This is a genomic window from Archangium violaceum Cb vi76, from assembly GCF_000733295.1.
Taxonomy (GTDB): domain Bacteria; phylum Myxococcota; class Myxococcia; order Myxococcales; family Myxococcaceae; genus Archangium; species Archangium violaceum.
Genome location: NZ_JPMI01000072.1, coordinates 23756 through 42013 on the forward strand (window position 1 = coordinate 23756; position 18258 = coordinate 42013).

Here is an 18258-nt window from a genome sequence, read left to right on the forward strand (position 1 = left end):
GACGCGCAATGTAACTTCCGCGGCGCTCATGCCCAATCCAGTACAGTGGCGCTCGGCCGCCGGCCGGCAGGCGCTCTACGGAGCCCTCCGCCGTTTCTTCACCCAGCTCGGCTACCTCGAGGTGGACACCCCGCTGCTCATCCCCACCCCGGGGATGGAGCCCCACATCACCGCCTTCGAGGCCCCCTTCGTCCCCGAAACGGACGTGGGCCAGCGCCGCCCCCTCTACCTGCACACCAGCCCCGAGTACGCCATGAAGCGGCTGCTCGCCGATGGCGCTGGGCCCATCTTCCAGATTTGCAAGGTATTCAGAAATGGGGAGGTCTCGAGGACCCACAACCCCGAGTTCACCCTGCTGGAGTTCTACCGGCCCCGGGCGGACTACCACGCCATCATGGCGGACCTGGAGGGGGCGCTGGCGGAGGCGGACCAGGCGGTGGGGGGTGATGGCTTCTTCCGCCGCACGCCCTACGAGCGGCTGTCCGTGCGGGACGCGGTGCTGCGGGAGACGGGCGTGGACCTCCGGGCCTGTGCGGACGGGCCCTCGCTGAAGCGGGCGGCGGAGGCGGCCGGGGTGCGCACGGGGGATGCCACCAGCTTCGACGATGTCTTCTTCCACCTCTTCCTGCAGAAGGTGGAGGGGAAGCTGGGGTGGGAGCGGCCGACCTACCTGACGGAGTACCCCGCCTCCATGGCCTCGCTGGCGCGGCTCAAGCCAGGGGACCCGGCGGTGGCCGAGCGCACGGAGCTGTACGCCCGGGGGCTGGAACTGGCCAACGGCTTCTCCGAGCTGACGGACGCGGTGGAGCAGCGTGCCCGCCTGGTCGAGGAACAGGAGTTCCGGCGCCATGCGGGCCGGGCCGTGTATCCACTGGACGAGCGGTTCCTCGACGCGGTAGGCCGCATGCCACCCTCGGCGGGGATCGCCGTGGGGTTGGATCGTATCCTGATGCTGTTGCTGGGCGTGGAGTCCATCTCGGATGTCCTGCTGTTCCCGGCACACGAGTTCGTCTGAGAAGTGACATGGCCACCAAGAAGCCGCAGACCCACAGTTTCCAGGCCCACCCCTGGCACGGCATTTCCCCTGGCGACGAGGTCCCCGAGGTCGTCACCACGTACATCGAGATGGTGCCCACCGACACGGTGAAGTACGAGCTCGACAAGGACTCGGGCATCCTGCGCCTGGACCGGCCGCAGCAGTTCTCCAGCCAGTGCCCCACGCTCTACGGCTTCATCCCGCAGACGTACTGCGACGAGCTGGTGGCGAAGCGCTGCGCCGAGCGCACCGGGAACAAGGGCATCAAGGGTGATGGAGATCCGCTCGACATCTGCGTGCTGACGGAGAAGGTGATTCCGAGCGGCGCGCTGCTGGTGCGCGCGGTGCCGGTGGGCGGCTTCCGCATGGTCGATGGCAACGAGGCGGACGACAAGATCATCGCCGTGCTGGAGTCGGACCTCGTCTACGGGGCGCTGCAGCACGTGGCGCAACTGCCGACCACGCTCATCGAGCGCCTCAAGCACTACTTCCTCACGTACAAGCAGATTCCCAGCCAGGCCAAGCGCTCGGTGGAGATCGTCGAGATGTACGATCGGAGCGAGGCGCACGAGGTCATCATGCGCAGCATGAAGGACTACCAGCGCGTGTACGGCCAGGGCACGCCCGCGCGTAAGCCGCGCGGCCGCAAGGGATAGGCGTGATTTGCCCACGGTGACGGGGCGGGATAGAAGCCCCGCCCCATGCGATTCCCCGTCCGCGTCCTCGTTGCCTTGTTGAGCAGTGCTTCCCTGTGGGGTTGTGAGCAGGCGAAGACGGAGCCCTCGTTCGACTACGGGCCCAAGCGCGGGCTCGTGGCGCAACTGCGGAACGCGCTCGAGAAGGAGCCCTGCGACAGGACGAAGGCGGTGCAGTACACCCAGACCGTGTTCTCCGCCGGGGATTGGCGAGGAAGCATCCAGTTCACCGACGGCTTCATCTCGCGGTGCGGGAAGTTTCCCCAGCTCCGGTCCATCACCTACTCGGCGCACATGCAGCTGAGCGAGTTCGACCTCGCCATCCGGGATGCCACGGAGCTCATCGACAGCGCTCCGGGCAACGCGGGGTACTGGGTGTGGCGCGCCATGGCCCACCAGTCCCTGCAGAAGTCCGAGCAGGCCCTGGCGGACTTCCAGCAGGCCTTCCGCCTCCAGCCGGAGCAGTTCCAGGTGGCCAATCAGCTGGCCACCGCTTACGAGCGGCTGGACCGGCCGTGTGACGGCCACCTCGTGCTGCTGGAGCACCGGCAGTCGAACATCGAGTCCCTCGGAAGGCCCGAGGTGACGAATCGGATCAAGCAGCTGGCGGCCATGGGCTGCGAGCTCGGGAAGGGCAGGGCGGTGGTGCCGGTCAGCAAGACGGGCACCCTGTGGGTGGAGCCGCTGGTCGATGGCAAGCGGGGCCGGTTCATCCTGGACACCGGGGCGAACCTGGTGGCCGTCTCGCGGGCGTTCGCGGACCAGCTCGGGTTGAAGCTCGAGGGGGCCCGGACGATGTCGTTCCGCACGGCCAATGGCCTCATCCAGGCTCCGGTGGTCCGGGTTCCGAGCATCGCGCTCCAGGGCGCCCGGGCCGAGAACGTCGAGGTGGCCGTCATGTCCACCCTGCCTCCGGAAGTGGATGGACTGCTGGGGCTCGGCTTCCTGGCGCGCTTCGAGATGAGGCTCGACACCAAGGCGGGACGGTTCGAGCTCTCGGAGCGCAGGCGTTAACGCACCTCGAGCAGCCGCACGCGTTTGTAGAGACGGCGATCGAGCGGCATCCGCAGGTCCGTGAGCTTCATCTCCGCGTCGAACTCGATGCTGAGGGTGGGCACGGGCGGGCTGATGGAGATGATGAGCTCGATCTGCCACAGGCTCACCAGTTGCGTGCGGCCCTGGAGGGCCTCGGGCGGTGGCACGGGGAACCTCGCGGCGGCGGCGCGGATGTCGGCTACTGCCTCCCGGTCTATCTGGAGGTCATTGCTGGGCGTGACGAGCTCCACGCTGAGCAGCTGTCCCCCGGTGTCCTGCACCACGCGCACCGTGGCGCGGCGGCTGGAGCGGAACTGCTCCTTCATCTGCCGGCGCAGCGTGCGGCGCGTTTCGAGTGATGGGTCTCCTCCCGGTGGCAGCCGGTCGTAGGCCTCCGGCGTATCGGCGTCGAGCGCCGAGCCCGTGTTCGCGTAGGCCGCCGCTCTGTCCGACCAGACCCGCATCCACTCCGCGGAATTGCCGCGGGTTTGATCGAGGAAGCCCTTGATGCCCTTGGCGCTGACGGCGCGCTCGGCATCCCAGTTCTTCAGCAGCGATTTGCCCAGCTCGGAGTAGTACGGGTGCACGAGCCCCCGGTCCACCTTCCCCCGGCGCACCCCCTCCATGACCATGTCGGCTACGCGCTCCTCCGGCGTGGCGGGAACGGGCACGCCGGCGTCTGGGATGTCGACTCCTCTGTCCGGGCTCCACGACAGCGAGGGCGAGGGCAGGAGCCGGGACGCCCCCAGGCGCGGCCCCTCGGCCCGTGGCCCGTCCGAGCGCGGAATGTCACTCACCGGAGGGCTCTCGGTAACCGTGGGCGGAGGCTCGGCGGGAGTGGGCGGAGGCGAGGCCGGTGGTTTCGGAGCCTGCGCAATGGCTGGTGGAGGACGGCGGGGCGGCTTCGGCGGCGGGCGGCTCGGGGGCAGGGGCTTCGGAGGCTCAGGGGGTGGGGCCACCTCCACCTCGACGAACTGGAGCGTCGCCGGGGCGGGAGGCGGACGGCGCTGCTCCGCGAGCGGCGAACGCCGGACCTCCATCCACAGCCACACCCCGGCGTGCAGGCCGAGGCTGAGGAGGAGCGCGAGCAACAGTCGGCGGCGGGAGTCCGGCATGCCTGGACCGATTCAACCACCTCGACGCCCATTTGGTTAGAGTGGGCGTCCTGGAGGCAACACCATGGGAAGTTCGCTGCTCGCGACGGACGGCTACAAGTTCAGCATGGCGGAGGCTGGCTGGCCGCTTCGCCGGGAGACTTTCTATTACTCGCACCGTAAGGGCGGGCAGCAGGTGGTGCCGCTGGACCTCGAGTCCTATGTGCGCAACCTGCTCCCGGAGCCGACCGAGAGCGACTACGTCTACCTGGCTCGCAACAGCTACGAGATGGGTGCCGGTTTCAAGGCCGCCATCCAGCGCAAGGACAAGCTGACCATCCGCGCCCTGCCGAAGGGCGCCCGCTTCTACGCGCGCGAGCCCGTGTTCACGGTGACGGGGACCTCGGCGCTGGTGTCGTGGCTGGAGCCGCTGCTGCTCCAGCTCAACTTCCGCATCCAGATCGCCACCCAGGCGCTGGCGGACCGCGAGGCGCTGGCGAAGGCGCTCGCCGTCGTGTCGTGCGAGGAGGAGAAGCGCATCGCCCTGGAGACGCTGGACGCGGTGGGCGTGAAGCCCGTACCCATCTCCGTGGACCCAGAGGGCTACCACGTGCGCGTGGTGGCCGTGGTGCGCGAGTTGGTGAACGCGGTGCAGGACCCGAGCCGCATCTTCGAGGTGGGTCTGCGCGCGGCCACGTGCCTGGAGCAGCATGAGCTCGCCCTGCGCGCCTGCAAGGAGGCCGGGGTGATGCGCACCAGCAACGTGTACCTGGCGCAGAAGCTGGGGATGATTCCCGTGGGCACCATGGGGCACGAGCACGTGCAGCGCTATGGCTCGGACGAGGCGGCCTTCCGCGCCATCCGCGAGCGGCGGCCCGAGCGCTCCAGCTACCTGCTGGACACCTACGACACGGTGACCTCGGGTCTGCCCACGGCCTTTCGACTCGTCCACGAGGATCCCGGGGCGGGGGACTCCATCCGCTTCGACTCGGGTGACAAGAAGAAGCAGTACGTGTTCGCCGTGTCCCGGGCGAAGGAGGAGGGCATCAAGCCGGTGTTCATCCTCGAGGACGGGCTGGACGCGCAGGCCACGCGCGAGTTCGAGGAGCTGCGGAGCCAGTACGGCTGGGAGTCCTCGAAGCAGTTCTACGGCTATGGCGGCTTCATCGTGGCGCGCACCATGGCGTGCCCCTACACGCGAGACCGGGTGGCGGCGGTGTACAAGCTGTCGCGCACGGGCCACGTGCCGACCATGAAATTCGGCAACGAGCTGGCCGAGGGCAAGCAGAGCATCCCGGGCGTCCCGGTGGTATTCCGTCGCCGGAGTGGCTCGGGCCCCATCGGCCTCATCGGACAGGAGGGCGAGCCGGTTCCCGAGGGCTACGAACTGCTCTCCGGTGCCACGTCCGAGACCGCCGCCTCCATCCCCGCTCCGGGCGAGGGGGATCAGCGCGTCGCGTACACGCCGGCCACGCAGGCGCTCGTGGACGAGCTGCGCCACCGTCACTTCCCTCGGGGCGCCGCACAGCAAGCCTGAGCTTCCCTGGAGAACGCCATGCCGTTGCCCCTTCCCGAGTTCCATGACGACGAGCGCGTGGGCACGCTGTACCTCGAGCGTGCCGCGCGGGTGACCGACGAGGCCCGCCGCTACGCGTTGGCCCACCATGTGACGCCCGCGCGCGAGGACCGGCTGCGCATCGCCGCCTTCGGTATCGACGTGCAGGTGGCCTTCTGCCAGCCCGAGGCGAGCCTCTTCGTCCCGGGCGCAGTGGAGGACTCGCAGCGTACGTTGCGCTGGCTGTACGCGAACCTGGACCGCATCACCGGGCTGGTGTTCTCCCTAGACACCCACCGCGTCTTCCAGGTGTTCCACCCCGCGTGGTGGCAGGACGCCGAGGGCCGGAATCCCCCGCCCATGACGGTGATTACGTCCGCGGACCTTCGCTCGGGGAAGTGGCGGGCCACGCGCCACCCGGAGGAGAGCCTCGCCTACTGCGAGCGCCTGGAGGCCACGGGCAAGTATGTGCTGACGGTGTGGCCGTACCACGCGCTGCTCGGCGGGCTGAGCCACGCCCTGCTGCCCGCGATGATGGAGGCGAGCCTCTTCCACGCGGTGGCTCGCGACACGCAGACGCGCTTCGAGGTGAAGGGCGAGGAGCCGCTCACGGAGAACTACTCGGTGTTGTCTCCCGAGGTGACGGAGTTGCCCGGGCGCAAGGTGGGCGAGTTCAACCAGAAGCTCTTCGACCACCTGCTGACGTTCGACCGCGTGTACGTCTTCGGGCAGGCGAAGTCGCACTGCGTGCTGTCGACGCTGATGGACCTGCGGAAGCACATCGAGGCCACGGACCACTCGAAGATGGGGCGCATCCACATCCTCGAGGACGCGATGAGCCCCGTGCCCGCGCCCCCGTTGGATCCGCTGCCTCCCGGTCTGGATTTCCCTCGCGTGGCCAACGAGGCGATGCGGACGTTCCAGGAGGCCGGGATGAAGGTGGTCCGGACCACCGACCCGCTGGCCCCGTGAGGCTCAGAGGCTGAACTCGGCGAAGGGCTGCCGGCACGCGGGCCCCGCCGCCACCCACATCGTGCGGCGCGCCGGTGCCATCACCACCGTGGCCGCCGTCTCGCGTGGCATGGCCCCGGGGGCTGGCGGAGTGTCGTGCAGGCAGATGCGGCCCTCGGGCGTGCCGTGGTCCGTGAGCATCTGTTTCACCGTCTCGGGCGTGTGTTGGCCGTGGCCGGTGGCCACCAGCTCCGAGATTCGCTCCCGGCGCCCGAAGGTGCAGGGGACGTAGTGGTGGGTGACGTCCCGCTCGCGGAAGCGCTCGGACTGGTAGTGGTTGGCGTGGACGAGCACTCCTCGCTCCGGTTTCAGCAGGACGTGGTCGTCGTACGTGCTCTCGATGCCCACCACGTGTCCCTGTGCGTCCGCCAGGTGGTAGTAGCCGAAGCCCCTCGCCGTCGTGACGAGTACCTCCAGCGCCGCGGACAGGCTCGGCTGGCGCATCGCCCTGGGCAGGTACACGGACAGCGGCACCAGCGAGGCACACGGCCGCGGCTCCACGATCGTGAGGTTGGCGCAGTTGCCCACCCCGTCACTGTTGAGGTGGTAGTACGGCGAGCCGTCCAGGCACAGCGAGAGCTGCTCGCGCCCGTCCGCGTGGCGGATACGGAGCAGGTCCATCCGCGCGCCCGGGTTCCAGTCGATCGTCTGTCCGAGCAGCGCCTGCCCATCCTTCGTGGCCTCGCCCGTGAGGGCCACGGACGTGCACATGCCGCCGATCTGCGCGTAGTTGATGGCCAGCTCCAGCGTGCATTGGAGCGCGAAGGTCTCCTCGTAGGATAGGCCCGTGCTCTCGGCCTGTCCCCGGATGCGCTCGAGCGCCTCCGGGTCGAAGGCGCGCACGTTGGCCTCCAGCTTCATCGCCGCGCGCACCACGTCCTCCCGCGAAGCCCCCAGCGGGCTCATGGACAGGGCCAGGAAGAGATTCTCCGCCGAGGCGCGCAGGCTCTCGCGGCATGCCTCGCCCCACTGGTGTCCTATCTGTCGCGGCGTCCCACGGCACTCGATGACCCGAAGCGTCTGCGTCGTCATGGGATTCAAGGTACGCGGTGGGGTGGTGCCTCGCTTGAACGAATGCGACGCGTGATGCCTCCTCTGATCCAAGCTGGGCAGATACTGGGTGTGAGCGACTGCCCAGCAGGCGGGCAGACGCAATGCATTGCGCTTGATCGCGGTACTGCCCCAGCAGTCCCCAGGGCAGTTCAACAGCCTCTAAAGCCGCCGACGCTCTCAGAGCAACTTGGGTTGTACCGAAGGAGTGGCATTCAGAACGAGCTTGGTAGGGCGTTTCAGCGCGTCCTCAATAGCGAAAAACATGTCGTCATTAGGTGTCAAAGGCACTGGTTCAGCAAAAGCACGCGCGAGAGCCAAATTGCCATCGGTGGGCAAATCGAACACGAAAACGCGCCGACCCAAGCTGCGGGCGTCCTCCGCGCCAGCCCAAGTTCCGCTCTGCGTGAGCTTGCCGTTCGACCTACTCTCCTTCAAGCCAGTTTGCGCGACGAGCACAAAGTCCGCGAGGGCTACAATCAAACGGTTGCGCATCATCGCGAAGCGCCCCTGCCAGCGTGACTTCGGATGGAGCTCAGAGAGAAGGGCTACTTGCCCTTCGAGCAGGGCATGATTCCGTTTGCGGACGAGCGACAATGTTGCTTTGTCGAGTAGCCCCTGCGGGAGCACCGATATAACTTCCCCGCCTGCCTCAAGCGCGGACTCCTCAGCTGTTTGGTCGATACCGCGAGCATTACCGCTCACGAGCACATATCCCTGGCGCGCGAAAAAGGCGGCGGCACGACGCGCAGTGTCGAGGGCTTCAGGGCTGGCGTCTCGTGAGCCGATGATGGCGATCGTTCGGCGTGCATTCAGCAATTCCTCACGGCCTGCGAGATACAGCGCGATGGGAGTGCGTTTGGTTAGGGCACGCTTGAAACGTTTGGGGTATGCGGGATCGCGGCCAGGTAGAACGCGCATGCCTTGCGCCTCAAGTTCCTCAAGAATAAATGCTTCCTGAGCGCTGGCTTCGAATGCCTGTAAAACAGTGTCACGTAGGTCGGCCGCTACGCCAGGGTATCCACCCTCCACCCAAGCGGTGAGATTCGCAACATCCCCGTCGAGCGTTTTTGCAGCATTGAGAACTGCCATGCGCTCGTTAGGGGTAATGCGGGCGTGGGCAAGGAGGTGCCAGTAGAGGGGTTCGCTCATGCGTCATTGAGGCGGGTTTTGGCGATTACCACAGCGTGCAAGGTGCCCGCCCCCGCCTTCCTCAATACTTTACCAGCTTCGCCAAGCGAAATTCCGGTATCACACACATCATCGAGTACGACCATGCTTTTGCCCTGAACATTCGCAATGGCGGAGAACACGTTACGCAGGTTCTGCCGCTTCGCCTCGCGCGAATCGAATCCTTTCTGTGCCTGCGTGGCGCGGAGCTTTCCAAGGGTTGAAATAAGAGGCTTACCTAGCTTTTTCGCCACCCGGTTCGCAAAGCGTTCGACCAAACTGCCGCTTTCTGTCGGAGGCATAAATGTCACCGCATGGATGCTCGCGAGAGGCAAGCGCGTCCGCACAAGGCGCACGACAGCGTCCACCAATTCCTCGGGGAAGTCCCCACGCCCTTCGTATTTACTGGCGTGGATGAGTTCTCCAATGCGCGTTCCGCCGTAGTAATCTACTGCGAACCCCGAGGCGAACACCAATTCTCCACCCTGCACGTTCTTGATGCCGAGCTTCGGAAACTCAGTGAATTGCTGCGCACTCTGCAACACGGCATTGGTTAATAGCAGGGGGCTTGTTTGCACACAGCGGTCGCAGCGTCCGCACACACCAGGATCGGGGTCGCCGAGGAACTGCGTGAAGAATCGCATACGGCAACTCGTATGCTCGGCGTATCCCTGCATGACGCCCAGTTCATGTATGCGGCGGTCGTGGGATTCGTTGATATTTAGACCGCGAATACTCACGGGTTTGAGCAGACGGTAGTAACGGTCCTTGTCCTTTGCTACGGCACCATCAAGTAAGAGATCGGTTAGCACGCGCTTGACGATGCTTTCGACCAAGCCGCATTGCATCGTCAATTCCTTCTGACGGCTCGGCTGCGCCTTTAGAGCTGCAATTACTCGCTCGTAGTGCTCCTCGCGTGGCTTACTGCTGGCGATAAAGTGTTGCTGTATCTTGGCGTCTTCGGCCTTGTGCACAAGCACGACATCCGCTGGATGCGCATCACGTCCCGCACGCCCAACTTCTTGATAGTAATGGAGGGGCGATCCGGGGAATTCCGCGTGGATGACGAAGCGTACGTCCGGCTTGTCCACGCCCATCCCCAGCGCGTTCGTTGCGACTACCACTTTCAGATCGTTTGCCATGAACCGCCGCTCGACCTCTGGGCGGTCGGGGCGGTTCCCGTGGTAGTGTTCGGCATTGATACCTTGCTCGCGCAGGAACTCCGCAAGCGCTTCGGTCTGCGCCTGCGTCGCTGCGTACACTATCCCTGTCCCCAAGAATGAACGTACCAGTGTCGCGACGGCTGCATACTTCTCCGCCTCGTTGCCGACTTTCACGACGCGCAAGCCGAGGTTCGGACGCACGAGCGAACCGCGCATTACGCGCGTTCCTTGCCCAATCTGGCGCAGAATATCCTTTTCCACGCCGGGAGTTGCGGTCGCTGTTACTGCAAGTACGGGCACGGTCTTCGGTAAGAGCTGTACCACGCGTGCAATGCGCCTGTAGTCAGGGCGAAAGTCATGGCCCCACACCGAAATGCAGTGCGCCTCGTCCACCACGAGCGCTTTGATGGGGAGGCGCGGCACAAATTCCTCCCACAACTCGTTTTCGATGCGCTCAGGTGCGATTAGCAGAAGATCCACCTCGCTGCGGGCTGCGCGCTCAAGGATTTCGCGGTGCACCATTCGCCGCGAGTCAAGATCGTCTGCCTCTCCCTGATCAGAGTTGATGTACTCGGCGCGCAACCCGAACCCGCGTGCCTTCTCAATCTGGTCGCGCATAAGGGCTCGTAAGGGCGAAAACACTACTGTGAGGCCTCGTACGCGAGCGACGAACTGATACACGAGGCTCTTGCCCCAACCGGTGGGTTGGATGAGAAGAAGGCGTTCGCCCGATAACACCGAACGGATGGCATCCTCCTGGCCGGGCTTGAACGAGTGCAGCTTGAACTGCTCGCGCAGGATGCGGTGTAGATCGACGGGAGGCATCACCTAATAAGTAGGAGACAGAAGGGAGTGTTCGTCAAGTAGAATCACCCAAGCCGAAGCGAGGGCTGCTCCTGTATCGCAGAGGACGTTGGACTACCTTGGAAGTCCACCAAGAAACCTCAGCTCTAGCTGCATCATCTTGTGCCTAATCGCCTGCTGAGTGGGCGCTATATCCGGAGCCTGCTCGCCCCATTTCAACACCCTTTCGGTTATGTTGGCGGAAGTCGCTCGGGGTCCGGCCCGTCAGCTCCCGGAAGTCCCTCGTCATGTGCGCGTGGTCGGCGTAGCCGATCCGGTGCGCCACCTCGGACAGCGAGCGGCTGGGATGCTCACGCAGCGCGGACAAGGCCTCCTGGAGCCGCACGATGCGTGTGTACGTCCTCGGCGAGAAGCCAACCCGCTCCTTGAAGGCCCGCTGCAGCGTGCGCGTACTGAGGTGGAGTGCTTCCGCCAGGGCGCCCGGGCGCAGCGGCTCCGGCCGGGCGAGCAGGTGGCGCAGTGCCCGGTCGAAGCTGTCTCCGGGCGGGTAGGGCACCCGGCTCAACAGCGAGGTGAGCTCCTCGCGCATCCGCTCCGGTGAGCCCGCGGCCAGCAGCCGTTCGCCGAGTGCGTCCACGGAAAGGCCCGCCACCTCGCGCAGCTCCACGAACCCGTTGACCAGCTCCGAGGGGCTGGCGTCCACGAGCCCGGGCATCGCCCCCGGGTGGAAGTGCACAACGAGGTAGCCATGGCCCGCGCGCGAGGGGACATGGATGGTGTGCGTCAGCGGTCCGTAGAGCACGGCCCGGCAGCGCTCGTCCGACAGCTCGAGGAGTAGGTCCACGTTGGCGTCGGGGACCACCTCGTGCACGTGGGAGACGGAGGCCACCGGCGGTACCCACATCAGGAACTCCACCCGCTCCGCCAGCGAGGCGGGAGCGGGCATCCAATGCGTCCACCGAGAGGGCGGCGTCGTGGCGGGCATGACCGGAATATAGTCCCGGGCCCGGCCCATGACCTCCCTGGACAAGAAGACCCGAGGACGCACCTCGCACGGGCGCTTGCGAGCACTCGACGTGTACCTGCTCCACCGGGAGCGAGACCTGCTGCTCCGGAGCGAGGGCCCCTGGGCGCGGGCCGCCTTCGTGGACGTCGGTTTCGGCGAGCACCCGTGGACCACGCTCGAGAGCGCCGAGGCCTTCCGCGAGCTCCACCCGGAACTCCCCGTGGTGGGCGTGGAGCTGGAGTCTTCCCGCGTGGAGGCCGCCCAGGCCCATGCCGATGCGCTCACCGGCTTCCGGCAGGGCGGCTTCGAGCTGCCCTTGCTGCCCGGAGAGAGCGTCCGCCTCATCCGCGCCATGAACCTGCTGCGCGGCTACCGCCCCGAGGAGGTGCCCGGCATCCACCAGAAGCTGGGTGGGGCGCTGCTCGAAGGGGGGCTGCTCGTCGAGGGCAGCACGGACACACCCGGGGCCGTGCTGGTGACGCACCTGCTGCGGCGCGTCTCCGAGGGGCTCGCGCGCGAGGCCCTGCTGTTCCACACCGACTTCAGCCGGGGCTTCGCGCCCGTGCTCTTCCGCGACTGGATGCCCCGGGACTTCCGCCGCCGGGTGAAGCCCGGAGAGCCCATCCACACCTTCTTCGCGGACTGGACGGCCGTGTGGCAGGAAGCTCGCGAGGCGGGCCACACCGAGCCCCCCGAGGCCTTCCGGCACTCCGTCCTCCGGCTGGCGTCGCGGGTCGAGGGCCTTGTCACGGACGCGTGGCTGCTCGACCACGGCTATCTGCTCTGGAAGCCACCGGGCGGTGTCTTCCCATGACTCCAACCCGGGGCCATCGTCTCCGGCGCGAATGCGGGTAGAATTCCTGGTTGTCCGGAGAGGAAGTCCCCCTTAAATGCCCCCCACCGTGGCCTCGAATCGCTCCGTCCTCTGGTTGCTGCTCGCCGTCCTCTCCCTTTCCTCCGTGCCGGCGTGGGCCCAGGCCTACGACGGCGCACGCCGGGAAGAGGTGGACGCCGGTGTCCATACTCCGGTGCTGACGAAGGCACCCGAGCTCATTCAGACCGTGGAAGCCGTCTACCCGCCCGAGGCCGCCGCGGCCGGGAAGACGGCCTCCGTGGAGATGCTCGTCACCATCGACGAGAAGGGCCAGGTGTCCGACGTCCAGGTGGTGACACCCGTGGGCGATGGCTTCGACGAGGCGGCGATCGCCGCGGTGCGGCAGTTCCAGTTCTCCCCGGCCGAGGTGGATGGCGCGCCCGCCCCCATCCAAATCCAGTACGTCTACAACTTCGTCCTCCAGCCGCCGAAGGTGGAGGAGTCCGCTCCGCCGCCCCCGCCCGAGGCCACCCTCACCGGACAGCTCCTGGCGCGCGGCAGCCGCTCGCGCGTGGGCGGTGCCACCGTGCGCTGTGGCGATGACCCGGAGGCCCCCGAGGCGCTCTCGGACGAGGATGGACGCTTCACCCTCAAGGTGACGCCCGGCACCTGTGACGTGCGCGTGGTGGCCAACGACTTCCACCTCTTCACCACCAAGGAGGAGCTCGCCCCCAACGAGACGACCGAGGTCATCTTCTACCTGATGCCCAAGGCCCCGGGTTACGAGACGGTGGTGCGCGGTGCGCGCGAGAAGAAGGAAGTGGTGCGCCGCACCCTGGAGCGCCAGGAGCTGCAGAAGGTGCCGGGCTCCTTTGGCGACCCCATCCGCGTCATCCAGAACCTGCCCGGCGTGGCGCGTGCTCCCGCCATCGCCGGCCAGCTCATCGTGCGCGGAGCGTCGCCGGACCAGACGCTCACCTTCTTCGACGGTGTAGAGGTGCCGCTGCTCTACCACCTGGGTGGTGGGCCCTCGGTGCTCAACGCCGAGTTCATCGACCGGGTGGACTTCTATCCGGGCGGTTTCGGCTCGCGCTACGGCCGGGCCATCGGCGGCGCGGTGGACGTGGCCACGCGCAAGGGCTCCTCCGACACCCTGCACGGCTCGGTGAAGGTGGATCTGCTGGACTCGGGCTTCTTCCTCGAGGCCCCCGTCACCGAGGGCATCTCCATCGCCGGTGCGGCGCGCCGCTCGTACGTGGACGTGCTCCTGCCGGTGGTGCTGCCCGATGACCCCGAGGGCGGCACGCTGCTCGTGCTGCCGCGCTACTGGGACTACCAGGTGCGCGTGGACTTCGGCGCGAAGCGGGGCAGCGAGCCGGGTCCCGGCGGACGTCACTCCGGTTACGTGATGGCCTTCGGCTCGGATGACCTGCTCAACGTGGTGGCCTCGGGAGGCGGGCGCAACCGCGACATCACCGTGGACGCGCGCACGCTCTTCCACCGCGTGAAGGGCGACTGGACGTACCGCCATGGCAACTTCACCTCGGTGTTCACCCCGTACGCGGGCTATGACCTGGGGAGCTTCGGCTTCGGCGAGACGAAGCTGGATGCGAGCATCTGGTCGCTCGGAGCGCGCGAGGATCTGGCCCTGGAGCTCCTTCCCTGGCTCACCGCGCGCGGTGGCGCGGACGTGCGGTTCGAGCACCTGGTGGGCGAGGGGCGGGTCCCCTTCCTCGGTGGCATCCAGTACCCGGCCTTCCCCGGCGGCGAGCCCAAGGTGGAGCTGCAGGACATCCGGCGCGTGGCCAACACCTTCGACGGCGCGCTCTACGCCGAGCTGGACATGAAGGTCGGGCCGGTGACGGTGACGCCCGGTCTGCGCGCCACCTACGCCCGCATCTACGGGCAGGACCGCTTCGCCTATGACCCCCGGCTCTGGATGCGCGTGCAGCCCACGGAGAAGACGGCCATCAAGGGCAGCCTCGGCCTCTACAGCCAGCCGCCGGAGGCCTTCAACCTGGAGCCCGCGCCGCTGGGCAACCCGGCCCTCACCCACGAGCGCTCCTTCCAGTCGAGCCTGGGCGTGGAGCAGCAGCTCACCGACATCATCAGCGTGGACGTCACCGGCTACTACAACCGGCGCTACGACCTGGTCGTCTCCCCGGGAGATACGGTGCGCAACGAGGACGGCACGCTCACGCGCTTCCAGTACTCCAACCGCGGCCTGGGGCGCGCCTACGGCATGGAGGTGATGCTGCGGCACGCGGTGACGCGCGACTTCTTCGGCTGGCTGGCCTACACCCTCAACCGCTCCGAGCAGCGGCGCGTGGGCAGCAACGATTACCGCCTGACCACGTGGGACCAGACGCACATCCTCACCGCGGTGGCCAGCTACCGGCTGCCCTATGGCTTCGAGCTGGGCGCGCGCATGCGCTACGTCACCGGCCGGCCCACCACGCCGCTGCAGCACACGTTCGACCGCTACGACGTGGACCGCAACAACTTCACCGGCACCTTCGGGCCCACCAACTCCATCCGCTTCCAGCCCTTCCACCAGTTGGATCTGCGGCTGGACAAGAACTGGATCTTCCAGAGCTGGACGCTCAACGCCTACATCGATGTGCAGAACGTCTACAACGCCTCCAACGTGGAGGCGACCTTCTACGACTACCGTGTCCGCGAGCAGTTCGAGGTGCCTGGCATCCCGATCCTTCCGGTCGTCGGCGTCAAGGGGAGCTTCTGAGTCATGCGCCACCTGTCCGCCCTGCTGGGCCTGCTCCTGTGCGCCGCCTGTGTGGGGCCCGAGGACACTCCGTCGAACGTGAAGGATCTGCGCGTGCTCGCGATGCGGTTGGATCCGCCCGAGCTGCTCGCCGAGACGTGCTCCACCGACCCTGCGGTGCTCGCCGACACGCTGGTGCGTCCGGTGCGCCTCACCGCGCTCATTCCAGACCCTGCCGGCGAGGGCCGCGACCTGGACTACACGCTGTGGACCTGTTCCTCGCAGGACGATGACACCTGCCGCGAGGACCGCGTGGAGCTGGCGCGCGGGGTGACGAAGGGCGGCGAGCTGGTGGTGGACCTGTTCCCGGGGCCGGGCACGTCGCGGCTGGGGGACGGTACCTTCCTGGTGCAGCGGATTCTCGAGAAGGACCTCTACAACGGCCTGGGCGGCGTGCGGATGCCGCTGGTGCTGTGGGTGCGCGGCGGGAGCGAGCAGATCTACGCGCAGAAGCTGATGGTGTACGGCTGCCGCTTCTTCCCGGAGATGCAGGCCAACGTGCAGCCGGAGCTGCCGGACCTGGTGCTGGCGGGCGAGCCGTGGGTGGCGGGCGTGCCGCGCGAGCTGTCCGGCCCGGGCCCCTTCGAGGTGACGGTGCCGGACCTCACCGGGAGGGAGGAGGCGTACGTGGTGCCCTCCTTCGAGCTGAAGCCGGTGAATCTCCAGGAGGCGTGGGAGGTGGCGTGGCACGCCTCGCTGGGGTCCTTCTCTCCCAACACGACGGGCGGGGCGGACCTCGGCGGTGGGGTGGCGCGGCACCGGGTGGAGTGGACGCCTCCGCGCAACGCGCAGGCCCAGGAGGTGCGCTTCTGGATGGTGGTGCGTGACGGCCGCGGCGGCATGTCCTGGCTGGAGCGCACGGTGAAGTACACGCCGTGAGCGGTGGCCCCTGGGCCTCGCGTGCTCAGGGGGTCGCCGTCAGTGAGAGCTCCTGGCGCCGCACCTCCGGCTCCAGGATGGTCGCGCGTTGGAGGTGCGCCTCCTCGGGGACGAGGACGTCTACCGTCGCCGGGCGGCCCACCACGCACCGGCGTGGCGCAGGGCCTCGGCATGGGAGACACCCGGTGGGGCGAGCGCGGACACTTCGACGACCTCGTCGAAGGGAGCGCCGTCCGTGCCGGGCGCGATGGCTCCCGCGAACATCACCGTGTGTTTGCCGAGCGCCCGCGCCTCCTTCGCCAGCGAGCCAGGGCCCTTGCCGAGCGCCGTCTGCCGATCGAAGCGTCCCTCTCCGGTGAGCACGGCCTGCGCGGCGGCGAGCCGCTCGGACAGCCGGAGCGTCCGGGCCACCAGCTCATACCCTGAGACGACCTTCCCTCCGGCCAGGGCCAGCAGCCCATAGCCGAAGCCTCCCGCCGCCCCCGCTCCAGGCGTCTGGGCGAGTCCAGGGGCGACGACCTCGGCGAGCCGCGCCAGGGCCGACTCCAGCTCGGCGACCGCGGCCTCGTCCGCGCCCTTCTGGGGCCCGAAGAGGTACGAGGCTCCGTCCGGCCCCAGCAGCGGCGCGGTGACATCCGTGGCCACCAGCAGCTCCACCTTCGAGAGCCGTGGATGCTGTCCGCTCGTGTCCACCCGTGCGAGCCGCTTCAGCGCGGCCCCGCCCGGAGGCAGTGGCGCCCCTCGAGCATCGAGGAACCGGAACCCGAGCGCCATGAGCGCCCCCGTTCCCCCATCATTCGTGGCGCTGCCCCCGAGCCCGAGGATGAGCCGCTCGCAACCCCGCTCCAGCGCCGCGCGCATCAGCTCGCCGGTGCCTTCGGTGGAGGCGCGCCGTGGGTCTCGCTCACCCGGCGCGAGCAGGGTCAGCCCGGAGGCCGCTGCCATCTCGATGACGGCCGTGCGCCCCGAGTCCAGCAGCCCGTAGGTGGCTCGCACGGGCGCGCCGAGCGGCCCCGGGACGGTGCACGTCACCCGCTCGCCACCCACGCCCGCGAGCAACGCGTCCACCGTGCCCGGCCCACCGTCCGCGAGCGGCGCCACGTCCAACTCCACGCCGGGCGCGCCCCGACGCAACCCCTCGGCCAGGGCGGCGGCGGCCTCGGCGGCGGTGAGGGTCCCCTTGAACTCCTGGGGGGCGACGAGCCAACGGCTCACGGCGTGGGTTCCGCCGTGCGCACCTCGGACGAGGGCTTCGGGGTGAGCTGAGGCACGTCGGTCCTCAGCTTGGAAGCCCGGGGCACGTCGGTCTTCGGCTCGGAGGACCGGGCCTCGGGCGGATGGACGATGATGTTCCCCCGGGGCGTGCCCCGGGCGACGCACTGGTAGCGCAGCTTGTCCTCGACGCACTCCTCGAAGGGGTCGCACTCGCCGCGGCAGGGGAGGGGATCGCAGTAGCCCGTGGACTCGTTGCAGGTGGTCCCCACGGGGCACGCGGCGTAGCACCCTCCCTGGGCGCGCGAGATCGCGGACGCGCCGAGCGCCACGCCCGTGTTCAACGCGGCACCGAGCAGACCGCCGCTGGCAGTCGTGGCACAGCCGGACAGGAAGAGGACGAGGGACACGACGGCGCTGCGCCACGGCATGGGGCTCATGATTGCTCCTCGCGGAGAGATGCCTCCGCGTGCCACTCGAGGATGGGGCGGGGTCCGGTCAACGATGGCAGCAGTCGCTGGGAGACGCGCTCCAGCCGCAGCAGCAGGGCGGTCACCGTGTCCGCTGGCTGACGCGTGGGGCCCCGGATGCGCTCGCAGAAGAAGGTGCGGCAGCCGAACGGGCGCTCCGCGTACACGGTGCAGCGCTTGCCCGCGGCGTCCAGGTAGGGACAGCCGCCGTCCTCCCTCGGGGGCGGCAGCGGATGGTGGCGGGCCAGCATCAGCCACTCGGGGTACCACAGCCAGGGCTGCCGCTTCGTCGTCGAGAGCTGGCAGCACTCGCCGCTCGCCGGGCACGAGAAGGGCGCGTACGCCGCATCCGCCTGCCGGTAGATGGCGCGCAGCTCCCGCAGGGCCCGCGCCTCCTCGCGCGAGCCCGGGGCCGTGGGGACCTCGTCCGTATCGTCTTCCCAGTCGGGGTGTCGCATGGCTTGCGCGATGGGAATCATCCC

At 67.9% G+C, this 18258-nt stretch carries 16 protein-coding genes; 8 read left to right on the forward strand and 8 right to left on the reverse strand.

Annotated elements, in window-relative coordinates; all coding sequences use genetic code 11:
* Nucleotides 1-28 precede the first annotated feature (28 nt).
* From epmA to Q664_RS51920, 3 genes are read left to right on the forward strand one after another with little or no spacing between them, the layout of a single operon-like run.
* On the forward strand, nt 29-1015 hold the full coding sequence (epmA, locus tag Q664_RS11135; protein WP_043393350.1) for an EF-P lysine aminoacylase EpmA: 987 nt from the start codon (nt 29-31) through the stop codon (nt 1013-1015).
* Nucleotides 1016-1023: 8 nt separating this feature from the next.
* On the forward strand, nt 1024-1692 hold the full coding sequence (locus Q664_RS11140; protein ID WP_043393353.1) for an inorganic pyrophosphatase: 669 nt from the start codon (nt 1024-1026) through the stop codon (nt 1690-1692).
* Between the two features lie 45 nt (nt 1693-1737).
* Nucleotides 1738-2745, forward strand: coding sequence for a retropepsin-like aspartic protease (locus Q664_RS51920; RefSeq protein WP_052517957.1), 1008 nt, complete (start codon nt 1738-1740; stop codon nt 2743-2745).
* On the opposite strand, the gene Q664_RS11150 is transcribed toward Q664_RS51920, so the two are convergent.
* Nucleotides 2742-3881: a TonB C-terminal domain-containing protein gene (locus Q664_RS11150; RefSeq protein WP_043393355.1), complete on the reverse strand. Its 1140-nt coding sequence runs from the start codon at nt 3879-3881 to the stop codon at nt 2742-2744. The genes Q664_RS51920 and Q664_RS11150 overlap by 4 nt on opposite strands.
* Before the next feature lie 64 nt (nt 3882-3945).
* On the opposite strand from Q664_RS11150, the gene Q664_RS11155 reads away from it, so the two are divergent.
* Both Q664_RS11155 and Q664_RS11160 read left to right on the forward strand, forming a co-directional pair.
* Nucleotides 3946-5397: a nicotinate phosphoribosyltransferase gene (locus Q664_RS11155; RefSeq protein ID WP_043393357.1), complete on the forward strand. Its 1452-nt coding sequence runs from the start codon at nt 3946-3948 to the stop codon at nt 5395-5397.
* Between the two features lie 18 nt (nt 5398-5415).
* Nucleotides 5416-6387, forward strand: a complete 972-nt coding sequence (locus tag Q664_RS11160) for a hypothetical protein (protein WP_043393359.1) — start codon at nt 5416-5418, stop codon at nt 6385-6387.
* A 3-nt stretch (nt 6388-6390) separates the two neighbouring features.
* Here Q664_RS11160 and Q664_RS11165 read toward each other — a convergent pair whose 3' ends face one another.
* The 4 genes from Q664_RS11165 to Q664_RS11180 form a co-directional block, all read right to left on the reverse strand.
* The gene (locus Q664_RS11165) at nt 6391-7458 is read right to left on the reverse strand and encodes a C45 family autoproteolytic acyltransferase/hydrolase (protein ID WP_043393361.1); all 1068 of its coding nucleotides are present in this window, start codon (nt 7456-7458) and stop codon (nt 6391-6393) included.
* A 198-nt stretch (nt 7459-7656) separates the two neighbouring features.
* A complete protein-coding gene (locus tag Q664_RS54690) occupies nt 7657-8628 on the reverse strand; it encodes a DNA-processing protein DprA (protein WP_084609734.1) in 972 nt (323 codons plus the stop codon).
* Entirely contained in the window at nt 8625-10634 is a 2010-nt protein-coding gene (locus tag Q664_RS11175; protein ID WP_043393366.1) for a RecQ family ATP-dependent DNA helicase, read from the reverse strand. The genes Q664_RS54690 and Q664_RS11175 overlap by 4 nt, the downstream gene beginning before the upstream one ends.
* A gap of 145 nt (nt 10635-10779) precedes the next feature.
* Nucleotides 10780-11559 (reverse strand): AraC family transcriptional regulator, encoded by a 780-nt coding sequence (locus tag Q664_RS11180; protein WP_043393369.1) that lies wholly within the window; start codon nt 11557-11559, stop codon nt 10780-10782.
* 67 nt (nt 11560-11626) lie between these two features.
* On the opposite strand from Q664_RS11180, the gene Q664_RS11185 reads away from it, so the two are divergent.
* From Q664_RS11185 to Q664_RS11195, 3 genes are all read left to right on the forward strand, one after another.
* A complete protein-coding gene (locus Q664_RS11185) occupies nt 11627-12433 on the forward strand; it encodes a hypothetical protein (protein ID WP_043393371.1) in 807 nt (268 codons plus the stop codon).
* Nucleotides 12434-12509: 76 nt separating this feature from the next.
* A complete protein-coding gene (locus tag Q664_RS11190) occupies nt 12510-15176 on the forward strand; it encodes a TonB family protein (protein WP_075207406.1) in 2667 nt (888 codons plus the stop codon).
* Between the two features lie 3 nt (nt 15177-15179).
* Nucleotides 15180-16094, forward strand: a complete 915-nt coding sequence (locus Q664_RS11195; protein WP_043393374.1) for a hypothetical protein — start codon at nt 15180-15182, stop codon at nt 16092-16094.
* A 120-nt stretch (nt 16095-16214) separates the two neighbouring features.
* Here the strand turns inward: Q664_RS11195 and Q664_RS11200 are convergent, their stop codons facing one another.
* Genes Q664_RS11200 through Q664_RS11210 form a run of 3 tightly spaced genes read right to left on the reverse strand, consistent with a single transcriptional unit; the run spans nt 16215 to nt 18234 of the window.
* A complete protein-coding gene (locus tag Q664_RS11200; RefSeq protein ID WP_043393376.1) occupies nt 16215-17309 on the reverse strand; it encodes a glycerate kinase in 1095 nt (364 codons plus the stop codon).
* Nucleotides 17306-17746, reverse strand: a complete 441-nt coding sequence (locus Q664_RS51925) for a hypothetical protein (RefSeq protein ID WP_052517958.1) — start codon at nt 17744-17746, stop codon at nt 17306-17308. The genes Q664_RS11200 and Q664_RS51925 overlap by 4 nt, the downstream gene beginning before the upstream one ends.
* Nucleotides 17743-18234: a YkgJ family cysteine cluster protein gene (locus Q664_RS11210; protein ID WP_043393424.1), complete on the reverse strand. Its 492-nt coding sequence runs from the start codon at nt 18232-18234 to the stop codon at nt 17743-17745. Before Q664_RS11210 ends, Q664_RS51925 begins: the two co-directional genes overlap by 4 nt.
* Between the last annotated feature and the right edge of the window lie 24 nt (nt 18235-18258).